We start from the raw sequence: 16861 nt of genomic DNA, 5'->3' as shown, positions 1-16861 counted from the left end.
GTGATGGCTGCCCCCACAGGTCTTCGGCTCTTCGGCTGACAACTCTGGCGAACGGCCGGCAGCCGCTCAGGCGATGAGCCCCACCACCGCCTCCGGCGTCAGCATCCGGAAGGTGAACGCCTGCTGGAAGTAGAGGTGGACGCTGGTGGCGTCGTGGTCCGTGTACCCGATCGACAGGTCCTGGCCCAGGCAGAGTTCGAAGTCGCCGCCCCGGGTCGAGAGCAGCACCCCGCCTCTGACCGCCGGTGCCCAGAGGATCTCGTCGTCCACGATACGGCTGAGGTGGGTCTTGACCGGATACCCGTGGTCGGAGGTCTCGGCGGCCTCGGTGAACGCGTCCGCGCCGAGCAGCAGCCGGTACGGTCCGTCGACACCGGCCAGCCGCAGCTGGGTCACCGCCTGGCTGACCGCCACCGGGTAGTCCCGCGCGTCGGCGGGCAGCGGCAGCGGGTCGTGCGAGGAGCCGTCGCGCAGACCGGTGATCCCGGCCGCCGCGTAGCCGTCGATGACCGCCATGTCCTCGGCGTACGCGCAGGTGCGGGCCGCGTCCTTGACGGGCTGCCAGTCGCTGTCGGCCGAACCGCGCTCCACGTCGTCCACCGCCTGCCGGGACACCGTGAACGGCACCCGCCACTCGATGACCGGCATCGACGTACGGGCCCGGGCCACCACGTCCGGTGTCGGCGGGTCGATGTCGCGCAGATGGCCGTCACCGACCGCGGCCAGCGTCGGGCCGTCCGGATCGGAGACGTCGACGACGCGGCGGCCCGCGACATGGCGGCGGAACGTCCGCCGGGCCTCCTCCTCGATCTCGTCCCAGGCGGCGGGGGTGACCGGTGCGAGTTCTCGGTGCAGATTGTTCATCACTGGGCGCTTTCTTGCAGGCTGCCGATGCGCAGCGAACCGTGGTCCGACCCGGCCACGACGGGCTCCTGCCGGACCGGTGCGGACACCGGTTCCGGCCGGTCCCCGGAGCGGACCAGGGCGGGCGGGGGCGGCGGGTCGTCGAGGAACTCGGCGCGCGGGGCGAAGAACAGGCCGCCGGTGACCGCCGTGGAGAAGTCGAGGATGCGGTCGTGCGTGCCGGGCGGGTCGCCGAGGAACATGTTGCGGAGCATGCGCTCGGTCACGTCCGGGTCGGCCGCGTACCCGATGAAGTACGTGCCGAACTCGCCCTGACCGAAGTTCCCGAACGGCATGTTCGCCCGCAGGATGTCGCGTTCGGTGCCGTCCGGGTCGGTGATCGTGTTGAGCGCGAGATGGGAGTCGGCGGGCTTCTCGTCGTCCGGGAACTCCACGTCGTCGAGCTTCGTGCGCCCGATGACGCGCTCCTGCTCCTCCACGGAGAGCGCGTTCCAGGAGGCCAGGTCGTGCAGGTACTTCTGTACGACGACATAGCTGCCGCCCTCGAACTCCGGATCCTCCGCGCCGACGAGCGCCGCCGACCGGGCGTCGTCGCCGACCGGGTTCTCCGTACCGTCCACGAAGCCGAGCAGGTCCCGGTGGTCGAGATAGCGGAAGCCGTGCGTCTCGTCCACGATCCGCAGCGCCCCGCCGAGTTTGGTGAGCAGCTGCGCCGCCCACGCGAAGCAGACGTCCATCCGCTCGGCCCGGATGTGCAGCAGCACATCGCCGGGCGTCGCCGGAGCGTGGTGGAGCCGGCCGCGCAGCTCCTGGAACGGGTGGAGGTGGGCGGGGCGCGGTCCGTCGAACAGCCGGTCCCAGGCGGTGGAGCCGAACCCCGCCACACAGGCCAGAGAGGCATCCGGGTAACGGAAGCCGAGAGAACGGGCGACGGCCGCCAGATCCGGCAGCACCTCCCGAACGGCGTCCTCGCCGCCCGGCTCGATCGTGCCGACCAGGAACAGCGCCGCATTGGTCAACGGAGCCACGACGGGCTGGACCGCGACGGGATCGGGAACGGCGTCGGGCATGCGCGCACTCCAGGCATCGGGGACGCCACGTGACAGTCCGGCCATGGCCGGGACCACGTGAGCAGGGCTCGCACCCCACTCAGCCACGCCCGCCGGGAAGCCGCACCCGGGGTGACCCGGGCGGGGGAGGCCCCGCCCGGGCCGCCGCCGCGAGGTTCAGCCCGCCTCGGTCTCCGACCGGTCCCCGCCCCACAGCGTGTGGAACGAGCCCTCCCGGTCCGTACGCCGGTAGGTGTGTGCCCCGAAGAAGTCCCGCTGCCCCTGCGTGAGCGCCGCCGGCAACCGGTCCGCGCGCAACCCGTCGTAATACGACAGCGCGGCCGCGAAACCGGGCGTCGGCACACCCTGGCGCGCCGCCTCCGCCACCACCGCCCGCCAGTCGCCCTGCGCGGCCCCGGTCTCCCGCCGGAACTCCTCGTCCGACAGCAGGCTCACCAGCTCCGGCCGCGCGTCGTAGGCGGCCCGGATACGGTCCAGGAACGCGGCGCGGATGATGCAGCCCGCCCGCCAGATCGCCGCCACCGAACCGAGGTCGACGGACCAGCCGTACGCCTCGCTGCCGGCCCGGATCTGGTGGAACCCCTGCGTGTACGAGACGATCTTCGAGGCGTACAGGGCCTGCTCGACCCGGTCCGCGAACGCCGCCGCCTCCGCACCCTCCAGCGGCTCCGCCACCGGCCCCGGCAGCTCCTTCGACGCCTCGCGCAGGTCCGCGTGGCCGGAGAGCGAGCGGGCGAAGACCGCTTCGGCGATCCCGGAGACCGGAACGCCCAGGTCGAGCGCGATCTGCACCGTCCACCGCCCGGTGCCCTTCTGCTCCGCGCGGTCCTGCACGACGTCGACGAACGGCCGGCCGGTGACCGCGTCCGTATGGGCGAGCACCTCGGCGGTGATCTCGATGAGGTACGAGTCCAGCCGCCCCGTGTTCCAGCTCCGGAAGGTGTCCGCGATCCGCGCCGGGGAGTACCCGGCGATCCGGCGCAGCAGGTCGTACGCCTCGGCGATCAGCTGCATGTCCGCGTACTCGATGCCGTTGTGCACCATCTTCACGAAGTGCCCGGCCCCGTCGGGCCCGATGTGCGCGGTGCACGGAGTGCCGTCCTTCGCCCTGGCGGCGATCTTCTCCAGCATCGGGCCGAGCGACTCGTAGGACTCGGTCGACCCGCCCGGCATGATGCTCGGGCCGTGGAGCGCGCCCTCCTCGCCGCCGGAGACGCCCGCGCCGACGAAGTGGATACCGCGTTCCCGCAGCTCCTTCTCCCGGCGGCGGGTGTCCGCGAAGTGCGCGTTGCCGCCGTCGATGATGACGTCACCGTCCTCCAGGAGCGGCGCGAACTCCTGGATCACCGCGTCCGTGGGGTCCCCGGCCTTCACCATGATCACCAGACGCCGGGGCCGTTCCAGAGCGGCGACGAACTCCTCCGGCGTGTGCGCGGCGACGAACGTGCCCTCGTCGCCGAACTCCTTCACCAGCGTGTCCGTCCGCGCTGCCGTGCGGTTGTGCACGGCGACGGTGAAGCCGTTGCGGGCGAAGTTCCGGGCCAGGTTGCGGCCCATCACCGCGAGTCCGGTGACGCCGATCTGGGCAGTGCCGCTCATCTGTGTGCTCCTGCGGTTTCCGGGGGCGTTCGGTCAGGGGAGTACGGAGTGGTGACCCGAGGCGTTCAGGAGTCTCCGTCGGCGGCCGCACGGTCGCCGGAAACACCGTCGGAGCGCGATCCACCGGCCTCGGCCCCGTCGACGAACGCGTCATCGGGCAGCGAACCGTCCAGCAGCGTCTCGTCGTCCCCGGCCTCGGGAATCACGTGCATCGCCGCTTCCTCCGCCGACGCCGCCGCGCCGTCGATCCCCACATCGCTGGCGGTGAGCGTGGCGGGGACACTGCCGTCGGCCTCCTGGGTCAGCCGCCCGGCGCGGGCGACGCCGACCTTGCCGTCCCACAGCTCGCCGTCCCCACCCGCCAGATCGCCCACGCCGTCGCCGGTGAAACCGGGCGTCTCGGGAACCTCCCTGGTCAGCCGGGTCTCCAAGGACTCACCCGTAAGGCCTTCTGCGGCCGTCGTACCGAGGCCCTCGACCACCCAGGGCCGGTCCGGTGGCGAGTAGCCCTCGTCGAGAGGGTCGCCGGTGCCGGAGGGGTCGAGCAGCGTGTCCTCGGCGCCGAGCTGTTCATCGGGGTCGGAAGCCTCCGGCTCCTGGGGCTGGTAGACGTCGTCCCCCCAGTCGGTGTCGCTCATGGCGCATCCTTTCCTCGGGAGAACCACTGTCCCCTGTACGCAATTCCACTCCGGTCCCGCTCCGGCCGCAAAGGGAAGATCGGATTTCGGCGCTCCGCCGTGGTGCGCCGGGAGGGTTCGTACGGAGGCCGGAGCCCTTGCGGTGCGGGGCCGGAGGGCGGAACACAGGGTGCTCGTACCGGCCACCGAGCCCGCCCACAGGATGGCGGCCCATGACGGACGGCCGGGCGGACGGGCTGAGGTCGCCCGGCGGCGAGTACCCTCACCCCCCACCGAGGGCCGACACCGTGGTCGCCGCACACCGCGACCGCCCGCTATCCGGTGCTCACCGCAGGCGAGGGGAAGGAGCCGGGCCCACGGACCCCGTCGCCGCGTCCGACGAGCCCGCAGCCGCGCCGGGGCCTCTCGTGCCCGGCTGGAGGACCGTGGTCGACCGAGCGCGGCATCGCCTTCGACGGACCGGCCGGGCGGGTCGACCGGCTGGGTCGGTCACGTGGCCGACGACAGCGATCCCGACGAGCCCCGCTCGTCCGCCCTCTCCGTCACCGCTCACCTGCGAAAACGCGGTGGTGCGAGAGACCGGACCCCTGGCATGCTGCTGGCCGTGCCCCCGAACGCCGGGCGCGCGGAGCAGGGCGGGAGAAGCGGGAAGCGTGGACGTGTTCAGCACGGAGGCGGGACGGGTGCGGGGGCGGCGCTCCGAGCGGGACCCGGGGATCGTCACCGTACGCGGACTCCCCTACGCCGCACCGCCGTTCGGCGCCGACCGGTTCCGGGCGCCGCGTCCGGCGGAGCCCTGGGGCGGCGTACGGGAGTGCACCGCGTTCGGCCCCGTGGCGCCGCAGTCCGCCGAACTGCCCGGTTCCCCGGCCTGGTCGCCCGGGGACGAGGACATCCTCACCCTGAACATCTGGGCACCGGCGAACGGGCCCGGGAAGCTGCCCGTGCTCGTCTGGATCCACGGGGGCGCGTACGTCTTCGGCTCCTCCGCCCAGCCCGACTTCGACGGCACCGCGCTCGCCGCCCGGGGACTCGTCGTCGTCACGCTCAACTACCGCCTCGGTTTTGAGGGGTTCGGCCACGTTCCCGACGACGGTGGAAGGCCCGCCTGCCCCGAGAACCGGGGGCTGCTCGACCAGATCGCCGCTCTGGAGTGGGTGCGGGACAACATCGCCGCCTTCGGTGGCGCGCCCGAGCACGTCACGGTGGCCGGACAGTCCTCGGGCGCGACCTCCGTGGCCTGCCTGATGGCGAGCGACCGGGCGCGGGGGCTGCTGCGCCGCGCCGTCGTGCACAGCGCCGTCAACGCCTGCGCCACGCTCGACGGAGCCGCCCGCACCACCGCCGAGGTCGCGGCCGCGGCCGGGGTTCCCGCCACCCGCGCCGGGCTGCTCGCCGCGTCACCGCAGACGCTGGTGAGCGCGTCCGACCAGGTCGTCGACCGGTACCGGCAGGACCCCGGCTCCGGGCAGCGCCACTACGATCCGGCGATCTACGGCCCGGTCGTCGACGGCGTCCTCCTGCCGTCCGATCCGCTGACGGCGGTGGCCGGCGGAGCGGGCGTCTCACAGGGCGCGGAGGTGGAGCTGCTGGTGTGCCACACGACGGAGGAGTACTGGCTCCTGGACGCCGTGGGCAGCAGCGCCAAGGTCACCACCGAACAGCAACTCGCCACGTTCGCAGCTGACTTCGGGCTGCCACCGCAGCTCGTCCGCGACTGCCGCAGCCGAATGCCGAAGGCGCGGGTGCGCGACGTCCATCTGGCCCTGTACGGAGACCTCCTCTTCGCCGAATACAGCACCAGGCTCGCCGAGGCCCACGCCCGGGCCGGCGGACGCACCTTCCTCTCCCGCTTCGACCGCCGGCGCGGCGGGAACGGCGGGCGGGTCCGGGCCTGGCACTGCGCGGACATCCCCTTCGCCTTCGGCAACCTCCACGAGGAGAGTCTCCACTTCCTGACCGGCGGCCCGCCCGGCCCGGCCGACCAGGAGCTGTCGCACCGGATGGCCGACGCCTGGGTCGGGTTCGCCACGAACGGTGACCCGGGCTGGGCGCCGCTGACCGGCGGCCAGGAGGAGGACGGAGAGGCGCTACGGGTGTGGCGTACGGCCGGGGAGGAACCTCGCGAGACCGGACCGTTCCGCGACCTGTGGCGCGCGGCCGGGCTGCCCCTGCCGGCGCCCTGAGTCCTCCGTGGCGGACGCGGCCCCGGCCGTCATCCGGTGTTGGGGAGATCCTCCTCCGGCAGGTTGAACAGCCGTTGCGCCCGCTGCCCGTTGTGGTGGCGCAGCGCTGTCACCCAGGGCCAGTGGTCCTCCGGCCGGAGGCTGGGGCAGGCGATGCGGTGGGGGATACGGCACAGGGTGCCGGGGAGCGGTTCCGCGTCCCACAGGTTCATCGCGGTCCCGTCGGAAGTGACGATCCACCGCAGGCGCGGCGGGGCGGTGTGGGCGGGGACGCGGATGCGGGGTTCGAGGAGGATCAAGTGTCCGGTGTACGCCGTCGGGTACCTGTCCTGCCGGAGATCGCAGTACGGGCAGTCGGGCGGCTCGGGAGGACGCGGCGCGGTGGCGCCCTCCTGAAGGGCGCGGAAGAGGTCGTCGAGGTGGTCGTAACCGTCGTCGGAGCAGGGCGAGGTGTTCTCTGCGTCCCCCATGAGTGCAAGGGTCCGTAATGCGTGTCGGGTGCGACAGGAGGCGATCCGGCCGTTCCGGGCGGGGGAGTTGTGCCTGCTGTGCCGCCGGGTGACACGCGGGGCGAACGGCGCTCCTGGACGTCCCACCAGGGGTGGCCGGTATGTGACGTGCCGTCGGGCCGCCGCCTTGCCGCCGGCGACCTTCTGCCCGCTGCTTCGGTGCGCGACGGGCCGCAGGGCGTGTCCGGCGGATCGTGACCGGGTCCAGGCCCTAGTACGGCGGCAGTCGCAGCGCCCCCGTACCCTCGCGTACGTCGTGCACGATGCGGATCTTCCCCACCGGGTTCCCGCGCTCGTCCGCCGTGACCAGGACGGCGTCGTCGCTGTTGACGCAGCCTCCCCGCTGGCCCGGCTCGGGGCAGAAGAGCAGATAGCCGGTCTGCCGGTCGATCCGGCCCGGCTCCAGCCGCCACACCCACTGGTAGGTGCTCACGACCACGTTCGGGTACGTGGCGCGCAGTTCGTCCGCCACCGCCTTCTGGAGCGTCCTGCCGAACTCCTGGCTCTGCTTGAACGGGCGGACCACGCGGGCCCGGCCGGCCGTGTCGACCCTGCCGGCCGCGATGTCGTAACTGGCCGAGTGGTAGGTGTGCTTGGTGAGCGAGCCGAGCAGGTTGCCGCGGGTCAGGCGCATCACGGTGGGCCAGGAGTCCTTGCCCCGGTCGCGCTCGGCGGCGACGGCGGGGGAGACGATGTTGACGTACGAGGCCTTCGCCTGCGCGAGCGGGCTGTCGGCCGGGCTCGCGGCGACCCACCGCTGGACGCAGCCTCCGATGTCGGCGAGGACCCTCTCCACCGTGGCGTTGGTCAGTTCGGCCACCACGTACGGTGGCGTTCCGGTGGGGCCGAGGGCGATGACCTCGTAGCCGCACGCGTCGAACGCGTCCCGCAGGGTGCGGTACGCGGCCGCGTCCGCCCGTCCGCGCGCCACCGCTTCGGTCAGGACTCCGGCGCACTCCCTGCTGTCGCAGGTGCCCTTGTCCGCGCTGATGCGCAGCCGGACCACGGCGTCCCGGTCGTCGGCCACCGCGAAGGTGACCTCCGAGCCTCCGGTGCCCGGGAAGAGCGTGCGTGCCCCGATCGCCTTGATCTGCCCGGGGAAGTGCTTGTCGGCCAGCTCCTCCGCCGCCCGGCGGTCCTCCTTGGTGGTGACCACCCCGCAGGCTCCGGCCAAGGCCACCAGCGAACCTGCCAAGAGGCAGGTGACGGCGGCTCTCCACCGCCTGCGGCGTGATCCAGCCATGGTCCGCTCCTCCGGGTGGTGCTGCCCTGTGTTCCTGTGACAGTAGGACCGGAAGCCGTGAGGCCGGATGAGTACGCCTACTCAAACCCCCTCCGCACCACCTCCCGTCATTGGCATGGACCTGACTGTGTAACTCCGCTACAGTCCGGGACGACGCATCTGAGAGCGCTCTCAAAACTCGATCCTGATGTGCTCCCGGATGCCTCCCGTTCCACCCCCACGTCGTTGGAACAACAGGAAGGGTCACTCCCTTGAGACACGCAACCGCCCTGCGTACCGCCCTGTCCGCGATCCTGGTCGTCGGCGCCTGGACCGCCGTCGGCCCGGCGACCGCCTCCGCCGCCCCCGCCGACTCCGCCACCTCCGCCGCGGAACTCCCCGCCTCGGCGGCCCTGCTCTCCGCCATGCAGCGCGACCTCGGCCTCACCGAGGCCCAGGCCCGTACGCGGCTGGCAGAGGAGAAGGCGGCGACGGCCCTGGAGCCGAAGGCGCAGCGCGCCGCGGGCTCGGCCTACGGCGGGTCGTGGTTCGACTCCGCGACCGGCAAGCTGACCGTGGCGGTCACCGACGCGGGCAAGGCCGGTGCCGTACGTGCCGCCGGCGCGCAGACCCGGATCGTCGAGCACTCGGCCGCACAGCTCGACGCCACCATGAAGCGGATCGACGCCCTCGCCGCCCCGGACGGTGTGGCCAGTTGGCGCGTCGACCCCGCCACCAGCCGGGTCGTCGTGAACGTCGTCGGGTCCGCACAAGGTGACAACGATGTCCGCGCCTTCGTGGCCAAGGCCCGCAAGGCCGGGCCCGTCACGGTGGAGCGTACGGCCGAGGCCCCGCAGACCTTCGCCGCCGGAACCGTCGGCGGCGACCCGTACTACACCGGCAACGTCCGCTGCTCGATCGGCTTCTCCGTCCACGGCGGCTTCGTCACCGCCGGGCACTGCGGCAGGACCGGCCAGCAGGTCCGCGGCTGGGACAACTCCTACATCGGCAACTTCCAGGGCTCGTCCTTCCCCGGTGACGACTACGCCTGGGTGAACGTCGGCAGCGGCTGGTGGACCGTCCCCGTCGTCCTCGGCTGGGGCACCGTCCCGGACCAGCTGGTCCGAGGCTCGAACGAGGCCCCGATCGGCGCTTCCATCTGCCGCTCCGGCTCCACCACCCGCTGGCACTGCGGCCGTGTCCTCGCGAAGAACGAGACGGTCAACTACAGCCAGGGCGCCGTCCACCAGATGACCAAGACCAGCGTCTGCGCCCAGGGCGGCGACTCCGGCGGCTCGTTCATCAGCGGCGACCAGGCCCAGGGCGTCACCTCGGGCGGCTGGGGCAACTGCTCCAGCGGCGGTGAGACCTGGTACCAGCCGATCAACGAGATCCTCAACCGGTACGGGCTGAGGCTGCACACCGCGTGATCCGGGGGAGCCGGCCGTCCGGCGGGGCGGCCGGCTCCCGACGGTGATCACGTACGGCAGGCACGTCAGCGGCTCCGCCTACGGGTGGGGCCGCTTCCGTGTGCCGGCCGGGCTGTCTGCCGGTCACCCCTGCGCGTCACGGTCTCCCTTCCCGGGCAATCCGGTACCCATCGTGGCATCCGCCGGCTACCTCAACGCCCTTTGTGCGGCCCATCGTTCACAAGCTATTGACACCCTCTCAGCCTCGACGCAACACTGGCACCGCCTTGGAGAGCGCTCTCCCAGATGGTTTCCGGCCGCTCACCGGCCTCGTGGAAGCCCTGGGGCGGTGGCTTTTCCGGCTGCACCACCAGCTCAACTCTCCCCCCACCGTGCACCCGATGTGCACGGATGCAGAGCGGCATGGAGGTCCGCATGGCGACAAGACTCAGCAGAACGACCCTGGTGTCCGCGCTGGTCGTGACGACCGCCCTGGCCCTGGTGGCCCTGGGACTCACCGCGATCACGAACGCCGGGGCCACCACGGCCGCCGCCTCATGGTCCGCGGCCGACCCGCCCGCCGCGGCGCATGTGATGCAGGGGCACAAGATGGCGCCCGCCAAGCCAGTGGCCTTCGGGGACGACCCCGACGGCGACGGCTACATCCCCGCGAACCCGCCGGTCACCGGCGTGCAACCGTCCCAGGAGATACCCCCGCACCGCTACTTCCACGAGTTCCAGGCGAACTGTTCGGTCACCCACACCGCTCCGGACGACCCGATCGTCTACCCCGGCCGGGCCGGCGCGTCGCACGACCACACGTTCATGGGGAACGACACCACGAACGCGAGCAGCACCACCGCCTCGCTGAGTGCGGGCGGCACGGCCTGCCTGGCGCCGGGTGACCTCTCCGCGTACTGGATGCCGACCCTCTACAAGGGCAACCAGGAGATCCGCCCGACCGGACCGCAGGTCATCTACTACAAGGCCGGAGTCACCGACTACCGCACGGTCCGGCCCTTCCCGAAGGGGCTGCGCTTCGTCGTCGGCAGCCCGACCCAGACCAAGGAGCAGTTCCGCGATCACCCCGGCACGGTCGAGGGGTACGAGTGCGGTGAGAGCTTCCACAACTACGACATCCCGGCGACCTGCCCCACCAGCCGGGACACTCAGCTCAACCTGCGTATGCAGGCGCCCAGTTGCTGGGACGGGAAGTACCTGGACACCCCGGACCACAAGGCCCACATGGCCTATCCGATCGTGATGGGCGCCAACCAGGACGTCTGCCCGGCGAGCCACCCGGTCGCCCTGCCGATGATCGAGTTCAAGATGGCGTGGCCGGTCAACGGAGACATGTCGCAGGTGAGACTCGCCAGTGGGAGGGGCTACTCCTTCCACTACGACTTCTTCAACGCCTGGGACGACGCCACGCTGAAGGCCATGGTCGACCACTGTGTCGTCGGCGGTCTCCAGTGCGACCCGCGTGGCTACGACCAGAACAATCCCGGCCGGGGCTCCGTCCTGGACGAGAACTACAGGCTGCGACGCTGACCGCGTGACCGCGTGACCGCGTGACCTGACCCATCTGGAGCGCTCTCCCTCCTGGGTGCACTCCGCCCAAGAGGGAGAGCGCTCTCCCTGATCCTCTTCCTCCCCCCACCCTCCGAGGAGTTCTCCCCCCATGAACCTCCCCCCTCTCCGACGCTCACCCCGCACGCGGCGCCGAGCCACCGCACGCCTCGCCGCCGCCGCGCTGCTGGCCGGGGCCGTGGCCGCGCTGCCCGTGCCCGCCGCCCACGCCGCGGGCAGCGTCGTCAAGGTGACCGGATCCCAGGGCGACTGGCAGTTGACCGTGGACGGCTCGCCGTACACCGTCAAGGGCCTGACCTGGGGCCCGTCCGTCGCGGACGCCGAGCGGTACATGCCCGACGTGAAGTCGATGGGCGTCAACACGATCCGTACGTGGGGCACCGACGCCACCACGAAGCCTCTCCTGGACACCGCGGCGGCCAACGGCATCAAGGTGATCGCCGGATTCTGGCTCCAGCCCGGCGGCGGCCCCGGCAGCGGCGGCTGTGTGAACTACCTGACGGACACCGCGTACAAGAACGACATGCTCGCCGAGTTCCCGAAGTGGGTGGAGACCTACAAGGACCATGAGGGCGTCCTCATGTGGAACGTCGGCAACGAGTCCGTGCTCGGCCTGCAGAACTGCTACAGCGGCGAGGCCCTGGAGCAGCAGCGCGACGCGTACACCTCGTTCGTCAACGAGATCGCCCGGAAGATCCACGAGGTCGACCCGGACCACCCGGTCACCTCCACCGACGCCTGGACCGGCGCCTGGCCGTACTACAAGAAGAACGCGCCCGACCTCGACCTGTACGCAGTCAACTCCTACGACGCCGTCTGCGACATCCGCTCCACGTGGGAGCAGGGCGGGTACGACAAGCCCTACATCGTCACCGAGGGCGGGCCGGCCGGTGAGTGGGAGGTGCCGGACGACGTCAACGGCGCACCACAGGAGCCCACGGACGTCGAGAAGGCGGCGGGATACAAGAGTGCCTGGGACTGTGTCCAGGGCCACCCGGGAGTCTCGCTCGGGGCGACGCTCTTCCACTACGGCACCGAGTACGACTTCGGCGGCGTGTGGTTCAACCTGCTTCCGGCGGGTCAGAAGAGGCTCTCGTACTACGCGGTGAAGGAGGCGTTCGGCGCCTCCACCTCCGGTGACAACACCCCGCCCGTCATCAGCGGGTTCACCGTCGACAACGCTTCCGCCGTGCCGGCCGGGCGGACCTTCCGGGTGAGCGCATCCGTCACGGACCCGGACGGCGACGCGCTCGGCCACCAGGTGCTGTTCAGCTCCAAGTACGTCGATGACAACGGCAGCCTGACGGAGGCGGAGTTCACCGACCGCGGGGACGGCACCTTCGACGTGACCGCGCCGGACCGGCTCGGCGTCTGGAAGGTCTACCTCAAGTCGACCGACGGCCAGGGCAACGTCGGCATCGAGACCGCGTCCTTCAAGGTGGTGCCGCCGCCCGTCGACGGGACGAACCTGGCGCTCGGGAAGACCGCCACGGCCTCGTCCTTCCAGCCGGACAGCGTCGGCTGCCCCTGCCCGGCGGCCAATGCCGTCGACGGCTCATTCGACACCCGTTGGGCCAGTGACTGGTCCGACCAGGAGTGGATCCAGGTAGACCTGGGCTCCACCACCTCCTTCGACCACGTACAGCTGGCTTGGGAGGCGGCCTACGCCAAGAGCTACACGGTTCAGAGCTCCGAGAACGGCCAGGACTGGACCACCGTCCACACCGAGACGGCCGGGAACGGCGGTATCGACGACATCGACGCCGCCGGGAGCGGCCGCTACGTCCGGGTGAACATCTCCGAGCGCGGCACGCCGTGGGGCAACTCGCTCTACGAGTTCGGTGTCTACCGCGGTTGATCCCGCCGGACTCCACGACGACCTGCCGCACCGTTTCTCCCCGCTGCCGGTGCGGTGGGACAGGCCGTGGCGACCACGGAAATCCGTGGCCGCCACGGCCTTCCCCTGTCTACGGTGACCCCTTCCGGCACCGGCAGGATCACTGCCTTCCGCCGGACGGGGTGGCGGCGGCGATGACGACGATCGCGGCGGGGCTCGCGCCGGAGGCGGGCGAGGCCACACCGGGGCCGGAGCGGGAGGCCACGGAGGAGGCCCCCGCCCCGCAACGGGCCCCCGTCCCGGAACAGGCCGCCACCTTCGGCCGGATGCACGCCAGCCTGCCCGTCTTCCTGGAGCACGTGCTCTGCCCCTTCAGCGGCTACGCCCCCGACCTCGTGTCCCTCAAGGCCTCCGCGGCGCACCTGGTCGTGGGCGTCGGCCGGGACTCCCGCGCCCTCCTGCCCGCCGTCGCGGCCGAAGGGCCGGCCCGGCGCGTGCCCGCCGGGGTGACAGAGTTCCCCGGCGGGCACATCGGCCTCACCGAGGACCCCAGGGCCTTCGCCGCCCGCCTGCGGGACGTGCTCGCCGCCCCGTGAAAAGGCTCCCGGCCGTGGCGGCGTACCACCACGGCCGGGAGCCCGTAGGCAAGGAGGGGGACTCAGGCGACCAGTCCCGCGTGGCGCCCCGCGTGCTCGCGGATCAGCTCCGCGTACCGGCGGCCGCTGCTCTTCACCGTACGGCGCTGGGTCGCGTAGTCGACGTGGACCAGGCCGAACCGCTTGTCGTAGCCGTACGCCCACTCGAAGTTGTCCAGCAGCGACCAGGCGAAGTACCCGGCCAGCGGCGCGCCCTTGGCGACCGCGCGGGCACAGGCCGCGAGGTGCTCCTCCAGGTAGCGGACGCGCTCCGGGTCGTGGACCGAGCCGTCCGCCGCGACGGTGTCCTGGTAGGCCGAGCCGTTCTCGGTGACGTAGATGCGCTCGACGCCGTACTCCTCGGTCAGCCGCAGCAGCAACTGCTCCAGCCCGTCCGCGTACACCTCCCAGTCCATGTACGTGTGGCGCGCGCCGGCCACCGGAACCTGCGTGAACCCCGGCGCCGGGCCGGACGGGTCGGCCGTGACGATCTGGCGGAAGTAGTAGTTCAAGCCCAGCCAGTCCAGGGGCGCGGCGATGGTCTCCAGGTCGCCCGGCCGCACCGGCAGCTCGACTCCGTACGTCTCGACCATGTCCTGCGGGTAGCCGCGGCCCAGGATCGGGTCCAGCCACCAGCGGTTGATGTGTCCGTCGGCCCGGCGTGCGGCGGCGAGGTCGGCCTCGCTCGCGCTCGCCGGTTCGATCGGGCTGAGGTTGTTCACGATGCCGACCCGGGCGTCCGAGGAGGCGGCGCGGATCGCCTGCACGGCCAGGCCGTGGCCCAGGTGCAGGTGGTACGAGGCGCGGACGGCGGCGGTGAGGTCGGTGAGGCCCGGGGCCATCCGGCCCTCCAGGTGCCCGATCCACGCCGAGCAGAGCGGCTCGTTCAGCGTCGCCCAGTCCTTGACCCGGTCGCCGATCCGCTCGACGACCCGCGAGGCGTACGCGGCGAAGTGCTCCGAGGTCTCCCGTACCGTCCAGCCGCCCCGGTCCTGGAGCACCTGCGGCAGGTCCCAGTGGTAGAGCGTGGCGAACGGTGTGACCCCGGCCTCCAGGAGCCCGTCCACCAGCCGGTCGTAGAAGTCCAGGCCCGCCTTGTTGACGGGGCCGTCACCACCCGGCACGACGCGCGGCCAGGCGATGGAGAACCGGTAGGCGTCCGCGCCTACCTGCTTGATCAGGCCGATGTCCTCGCCGGTCCGGTGGTAGTGGTCGCAGGCGATGTCGCCCGTGTCACCGCCGTCGACCTTGCCGGGCGTGTGCGAGAACGTGTCCCAGATGGACGGCGAGCGGCCGTCCTCGGTGACCGCTCCCTCGATCTGGTACGCGGCGGTGGCGACGCCCCAGGTGAAGTCGGCCGGGAAGGAGTTGAGGTCTCTCACGTGCTGCCTTTCTGCGGGGGTCACTTGACGGCTCCCGCGGTGAGTCCGGCGACGAGGTAGCGCTGCAGCAACAGGAACCCGGCGACGATCGGCACGCTCACCACGAGTGAGGCGGCCATGACCTGGTTCCAGTAGACGTCGTTCTGCGTGGCGTACCCCTGGAGGCCTACGGAGAGGGTCCGGGTCGCGTCGTTGGTCATGACGGAGGCGAAGAGGACTTCGCCCCAGGCCGTCATGAACGAGTAGACGGAGACGGCGACGATGCCCGGCACGGCGGCCGGCACGACGACCCGGAAGAGGGCGCCGACCGGTCCGCAGCCGTCCACCAGGGCGGCCTCGTCGAGGTCCTTCGGGATGGAGTCGAAGTACCCGATCAGCATCCAGATGGAGAACGGCAGCGAGAACGTCAGATAGGTGAGGATCAGGCCGCCGCGTGAACCATAGAGGGCGACGCCGGTGGAGCTGCCGATGTTGACGAAGATGAGGAACAGCGGCAGCAGGAAGAGGATGCCCGGGAACATCTGCGTGGAGAGCACCGTGACGGTGAAGACCCGCTTGCCCCGGAACTTGTAGCGGCTCACCGCGTAGGCGGAGAACACCGCGATCGTCACCGACAGCACCGTCGCCGAACTCGCCACGATCAGCGAGTTGACGAAGTACTTGGCGAGCGGAACGGTCTTCCAGATGTCGAAGTACGGCTGGACCGTCAGCGTCGACGGAATCCACTGGAACTTCCCCGACACGTCCTGCAGCGGCTTCAGCGAGCTGCTGACCATCACGTAGACCGGCAGCAGGATGAAGCCGGTCAGCAGCGTGAGGACGATGCGGCGGGTCCACAGGAAGGACCGCGGCGCCGCCATGGGGGAGCGCGGCCGGGACCGGGAGGCGCCCGGGGTCCGCGTGAGGCTAGACATCGGCGCCCTTCCTTCCGCGCGAGGTGAGGATCAGGTAGACGGCCGTCACCAGCAGCAGGAAGAGAAGCAGCAGGACGGACATCGCCGAGCCGGTGCCGAAGTTCCAGGTGACGAACGAGGACTGGTAGATGTGGATCGAGATGAGGTCCGCGTTCTCCGGCGCCGATCTCCCGAACAGGACGTACGGCGTGTTGAAGTCGTTGAACGTCCAGAGGAAGAGCACGAGAACCAGCACCTGGTTGACCGGGCGCAGCGACGGCAGCGTGATCTTGCGGATCTGCTGCCAGATGCCGGCGCCGTCGATCGAGGCGGCCTCGTACAGCTCACGCGGGATGTTCTGCAGGCCCGCCATCAGCATGAGGAAGGCGAACGGCCAGCCCTTCCAGACCGAGACGATGATCAGCGTGTAGATGCTGTTGTCGCCGATCAGCCAGAAGGAGGGCTCGTCGGTGATCCCGAGCTGGTCGTGCAGCACGTGGTTGATCAGGCCGTTGTCCCGCTGGAACATGAACGCCCAGGTGATGACGGCGGCGTAGACCGGCAGGGCGTACGGCACCAGGAAGATCGCCCGCAGGATGCCCCGGCCCCGGAAGCTCTCCTGGAGCAGGATCGCCGCCGCCGTCCCCAGCAGCCAGGCGAACCCGACCGAGAAGAACGTGAAGACGCAGGTCACGAAGAACGAGTGGAGCAGGGCCTCGCCGATCGGCGCGTCGAAGTCGACGGCGATCTTGTAGTTGTCGAGGCCGATCCAGGGCGCCGCACCCCAGTTGTTGATGAAGAACTGCGTGAGCTGACGGAAGCTCATCACGATCCCGATGATCATCGGGATGATGTGGATGAGGAGTTCCAGCAGCACGGCGGGCAGGAGCAGCAGATAGGGCAGTCCGCCTTGGCGGATCCGGTCGGGGATGCGCGGCAGTCTCCTGCGCGCACCCCCGGTGCCCCGGCTCGAACCCCCGTCGGCCGACTTGTCGACCTCGGGGTTGGTGACGGTGGCGGTCATGGA

14 protein-coding genes are annotated in these 16861 nt (G+C 71.1%); 5 read left to right on the top strand and 9 right to left on the bottom strand.

The window, feature by feature from the left end; genetic code table 11:
- Positions 1-66: 66 nt before the first annotated feature.
- The 4 genes from ACIRR8_RS14340 to ACIRR8_RS14325 form a co-directional block, all read right to left on the bottom strand.
- Positions 67-864, bottom strand: a complete 798-nt coding sequence (locus ACIRR8_RS14340) for a family 1 encapsulin nanocompartment shell protein (RefSeq protein WP_404063560.1) — start codon at positions 862-864, stop codon at positions 67-69.
- Complete coding sequence (locus tag ACIRR8_RS14335; RefSeq protein ID WP_404063557.1) at positions 864-1934, bottom strand: Dyp-type peroxidase; 1071 nt, start codon at positions 1932-1934, stop codon at positions 864-866. The genes ACIRR8_RS14340 and ACIRR8_RS14335 overlap by 1 nt, the downstream gene beginning before the upstream one ends.
- 156 nt (positions 1935-2090) lie before the next feature.
- The gene (gndA, locus tag ACIRR8_RS14330; protein WP_404063554.1) at positions 2091-3533 is read right to left on the bottom strand and encodes an NADP-dependent phosphogluconate dehydrogenase; all 1443 of its coding nucleotides are present in this window, start codon (positions 3531-3533) and stop codon (positions 2091-2093) included.
- Between the two features lie 65 nt (positions 3534-3598).
- On the bottom strand, positions 3599-4171 hold the full coding sequence (locus ACIRR8_RS14325; protein ID WP_404063551.1) for a DUF5709 domain-containing protein: 573 nt from the start codon (positions 4169-4171) through the stop codon (positions 3599-3601).
- Between the two features lie 653 nt (positions 4172-4824).
- Between ACIRR8_RS14325 and ACIRR8_RS14320 the strand changes: the two genes are divergently transcribed.
- The gene (locus ACIRR8_RS14320; RefSeq protein WP_404063548.1) at positions 4825-6357 is read left to right on the top strand and encodes a carboxylesterase/lipase family protein; all 1533 of its coding nucleotides are present in this window, start codon (positions 4825-4827) and stop codon (positions 6355-6357) included.
- A gap of 29 nt (positions 6358-6386) precedes the next feature.
- Here ACIRR8_RS14320 and ACIRR8_RS14315 read toward each other — a convergent pair whose 3' ends face one another.
- Both ACIRR8_RS14315 and ACIRR8_RS14310 read right to left on the bottom strand, forming a co-directional pair.
- Positions 6387-6827 (bottom strand): DUF6083 domain-containing protein, encoded by a 441-nt coding sequence (locus ACIRR8_RS14315; RefSeq protein WP_404063545.1) that lies wholly within the window; start codon positions 6825-6827, stop codon positions 6387-6389.
- A 250-nt stretch (positions 6828-7077) separates the two neighbouring features.
- Positions 7078-8109 carry an SCO7460 family lipoprotein gene (locus tag ACIRR8_RS14310; protein WP_404063542.1) on the bottom strand — a complete coding sequence of 344 codons (1032 nt, stop codon included), beginning with the start codon at positions 8107-8109 and terminating at the stop codon, positions 7078-7080.
- Between the two features lie 251 nt (positions 8110-8360).
- Between ACIRR8_RS14310 and ACIRR8_RS14305 the strand changes: the two genes are divergently transcribed.
- The 4 genes from ACIRR8_RS14305 (at position 8361) to ACIRR8_RS14290 (ending at position 13520) form a co-directional block, all read left to right on the top strand.
- The gene (locus ACIRR8_RS14305; protein WP_404063539.1) at positions 8361-9518 is read left to right on the top strand and encodes a S1 family peptidase; all 1158 of its coding nucleotides are present in this window, start codon (positions 8361-8363) and stop codon (positions 9516-9518) included.
- Between the two features lie 414 nt (positions 9519-9932).
- The gene (locus ACIRR8_RS14300) at positions 9933-11048 is read left to right on the top strand and encodes a DUF1996 domain-containing protein (RefSeq protein WP_404063536.1); all 1116 of its coding nucleotides are present in this window, start codon (positions 9933-9935) and stop codon (positions 11046-11048) included.
- Between the two features lie 130 nt (positions 11049-11178).
- On the top strand, positions 11179-12945 hold the full coding sequence (locus tag ACIRR8_RS14295) for a discoidin domain-containing protein (protein ID WP_404063533.1): 1767 nt from the start codon (positions 11179-11181) through the stop codon (positions 12943-12945).
- A 173-nt stretch (positions 12946-13118) separates the two neighbouring features.
- Entirely contained in the window at positions 13119-13520 is a 402-nt protein-coding gene (locus tag ACIRR8_RS14290; RefSeq protein WP_404063530.1) for a hypothetical protein, read from the top strand.
- 62 nt (positions 13521-13582) lie between these two features.
- Here the strand turns inward: ACIRR8_RS14290 and ACIRR8_RS14285 are convergent, their stop codons facing one another.
- Genes ACIRR8_RS14285 through ACIRR8_RS14275 form a run of 3 tightly spaced genes read right to left on the bottom strand, consistent with a single transcriptional unit; the run spans position 13583 to position 16858 of the window.
- On the bottom strand, positions 13583-14941 hold the full coding sequence (locus ACIRR8_RS14285) for a GH1 family beta-glucosidase (protein WP_404063528.1): 1359 nt from the start codon (positions 14939-14941) through the stop codon (positions 13583-13585).
- A gap of 20 nt (positions 14942-14961) precedes the next feature.
- Positions 14962-15855: a carbohydrate ABC transporter permease gene (locus ACIRR8_RS14280; protein WP_404063525.1), complete on the bottom strand. Its 894-nt coding sequence runs from the start codon at positions 15853-15855 to the stop codon at positions 14962-14964.
- A complete protein-coding gene (locus tag ACIRR8_RS14275; RefSeq protein WP_404063522.1) occupies positions 15848-16858 on the bottom strand; it encodes a carbohydrate ABC transporter permease in 1011 nt (336 codons plus the stop codon). Before ACIRR8_RS14275 ends, ACIRR8_RS14280 begins: the two co-directional genes overlap by 8 nt.
- Positions 16859-16861 lie beyond the last annotated feature (3 nt).

Source organism: Streptomyces sp. NPDC101178 (assembly GCF_044767965.1).
GTDB lineage: Bacteria > Actinomycetota > Actinomycetes > Streptomycetales > Streptomycetaceae > Streptomyces.
The sequence above is the reverse complement of the archived record's forward strand: the minus strand, read 5'-3'. Positions and strand labels throughout refer to the sequence as shown.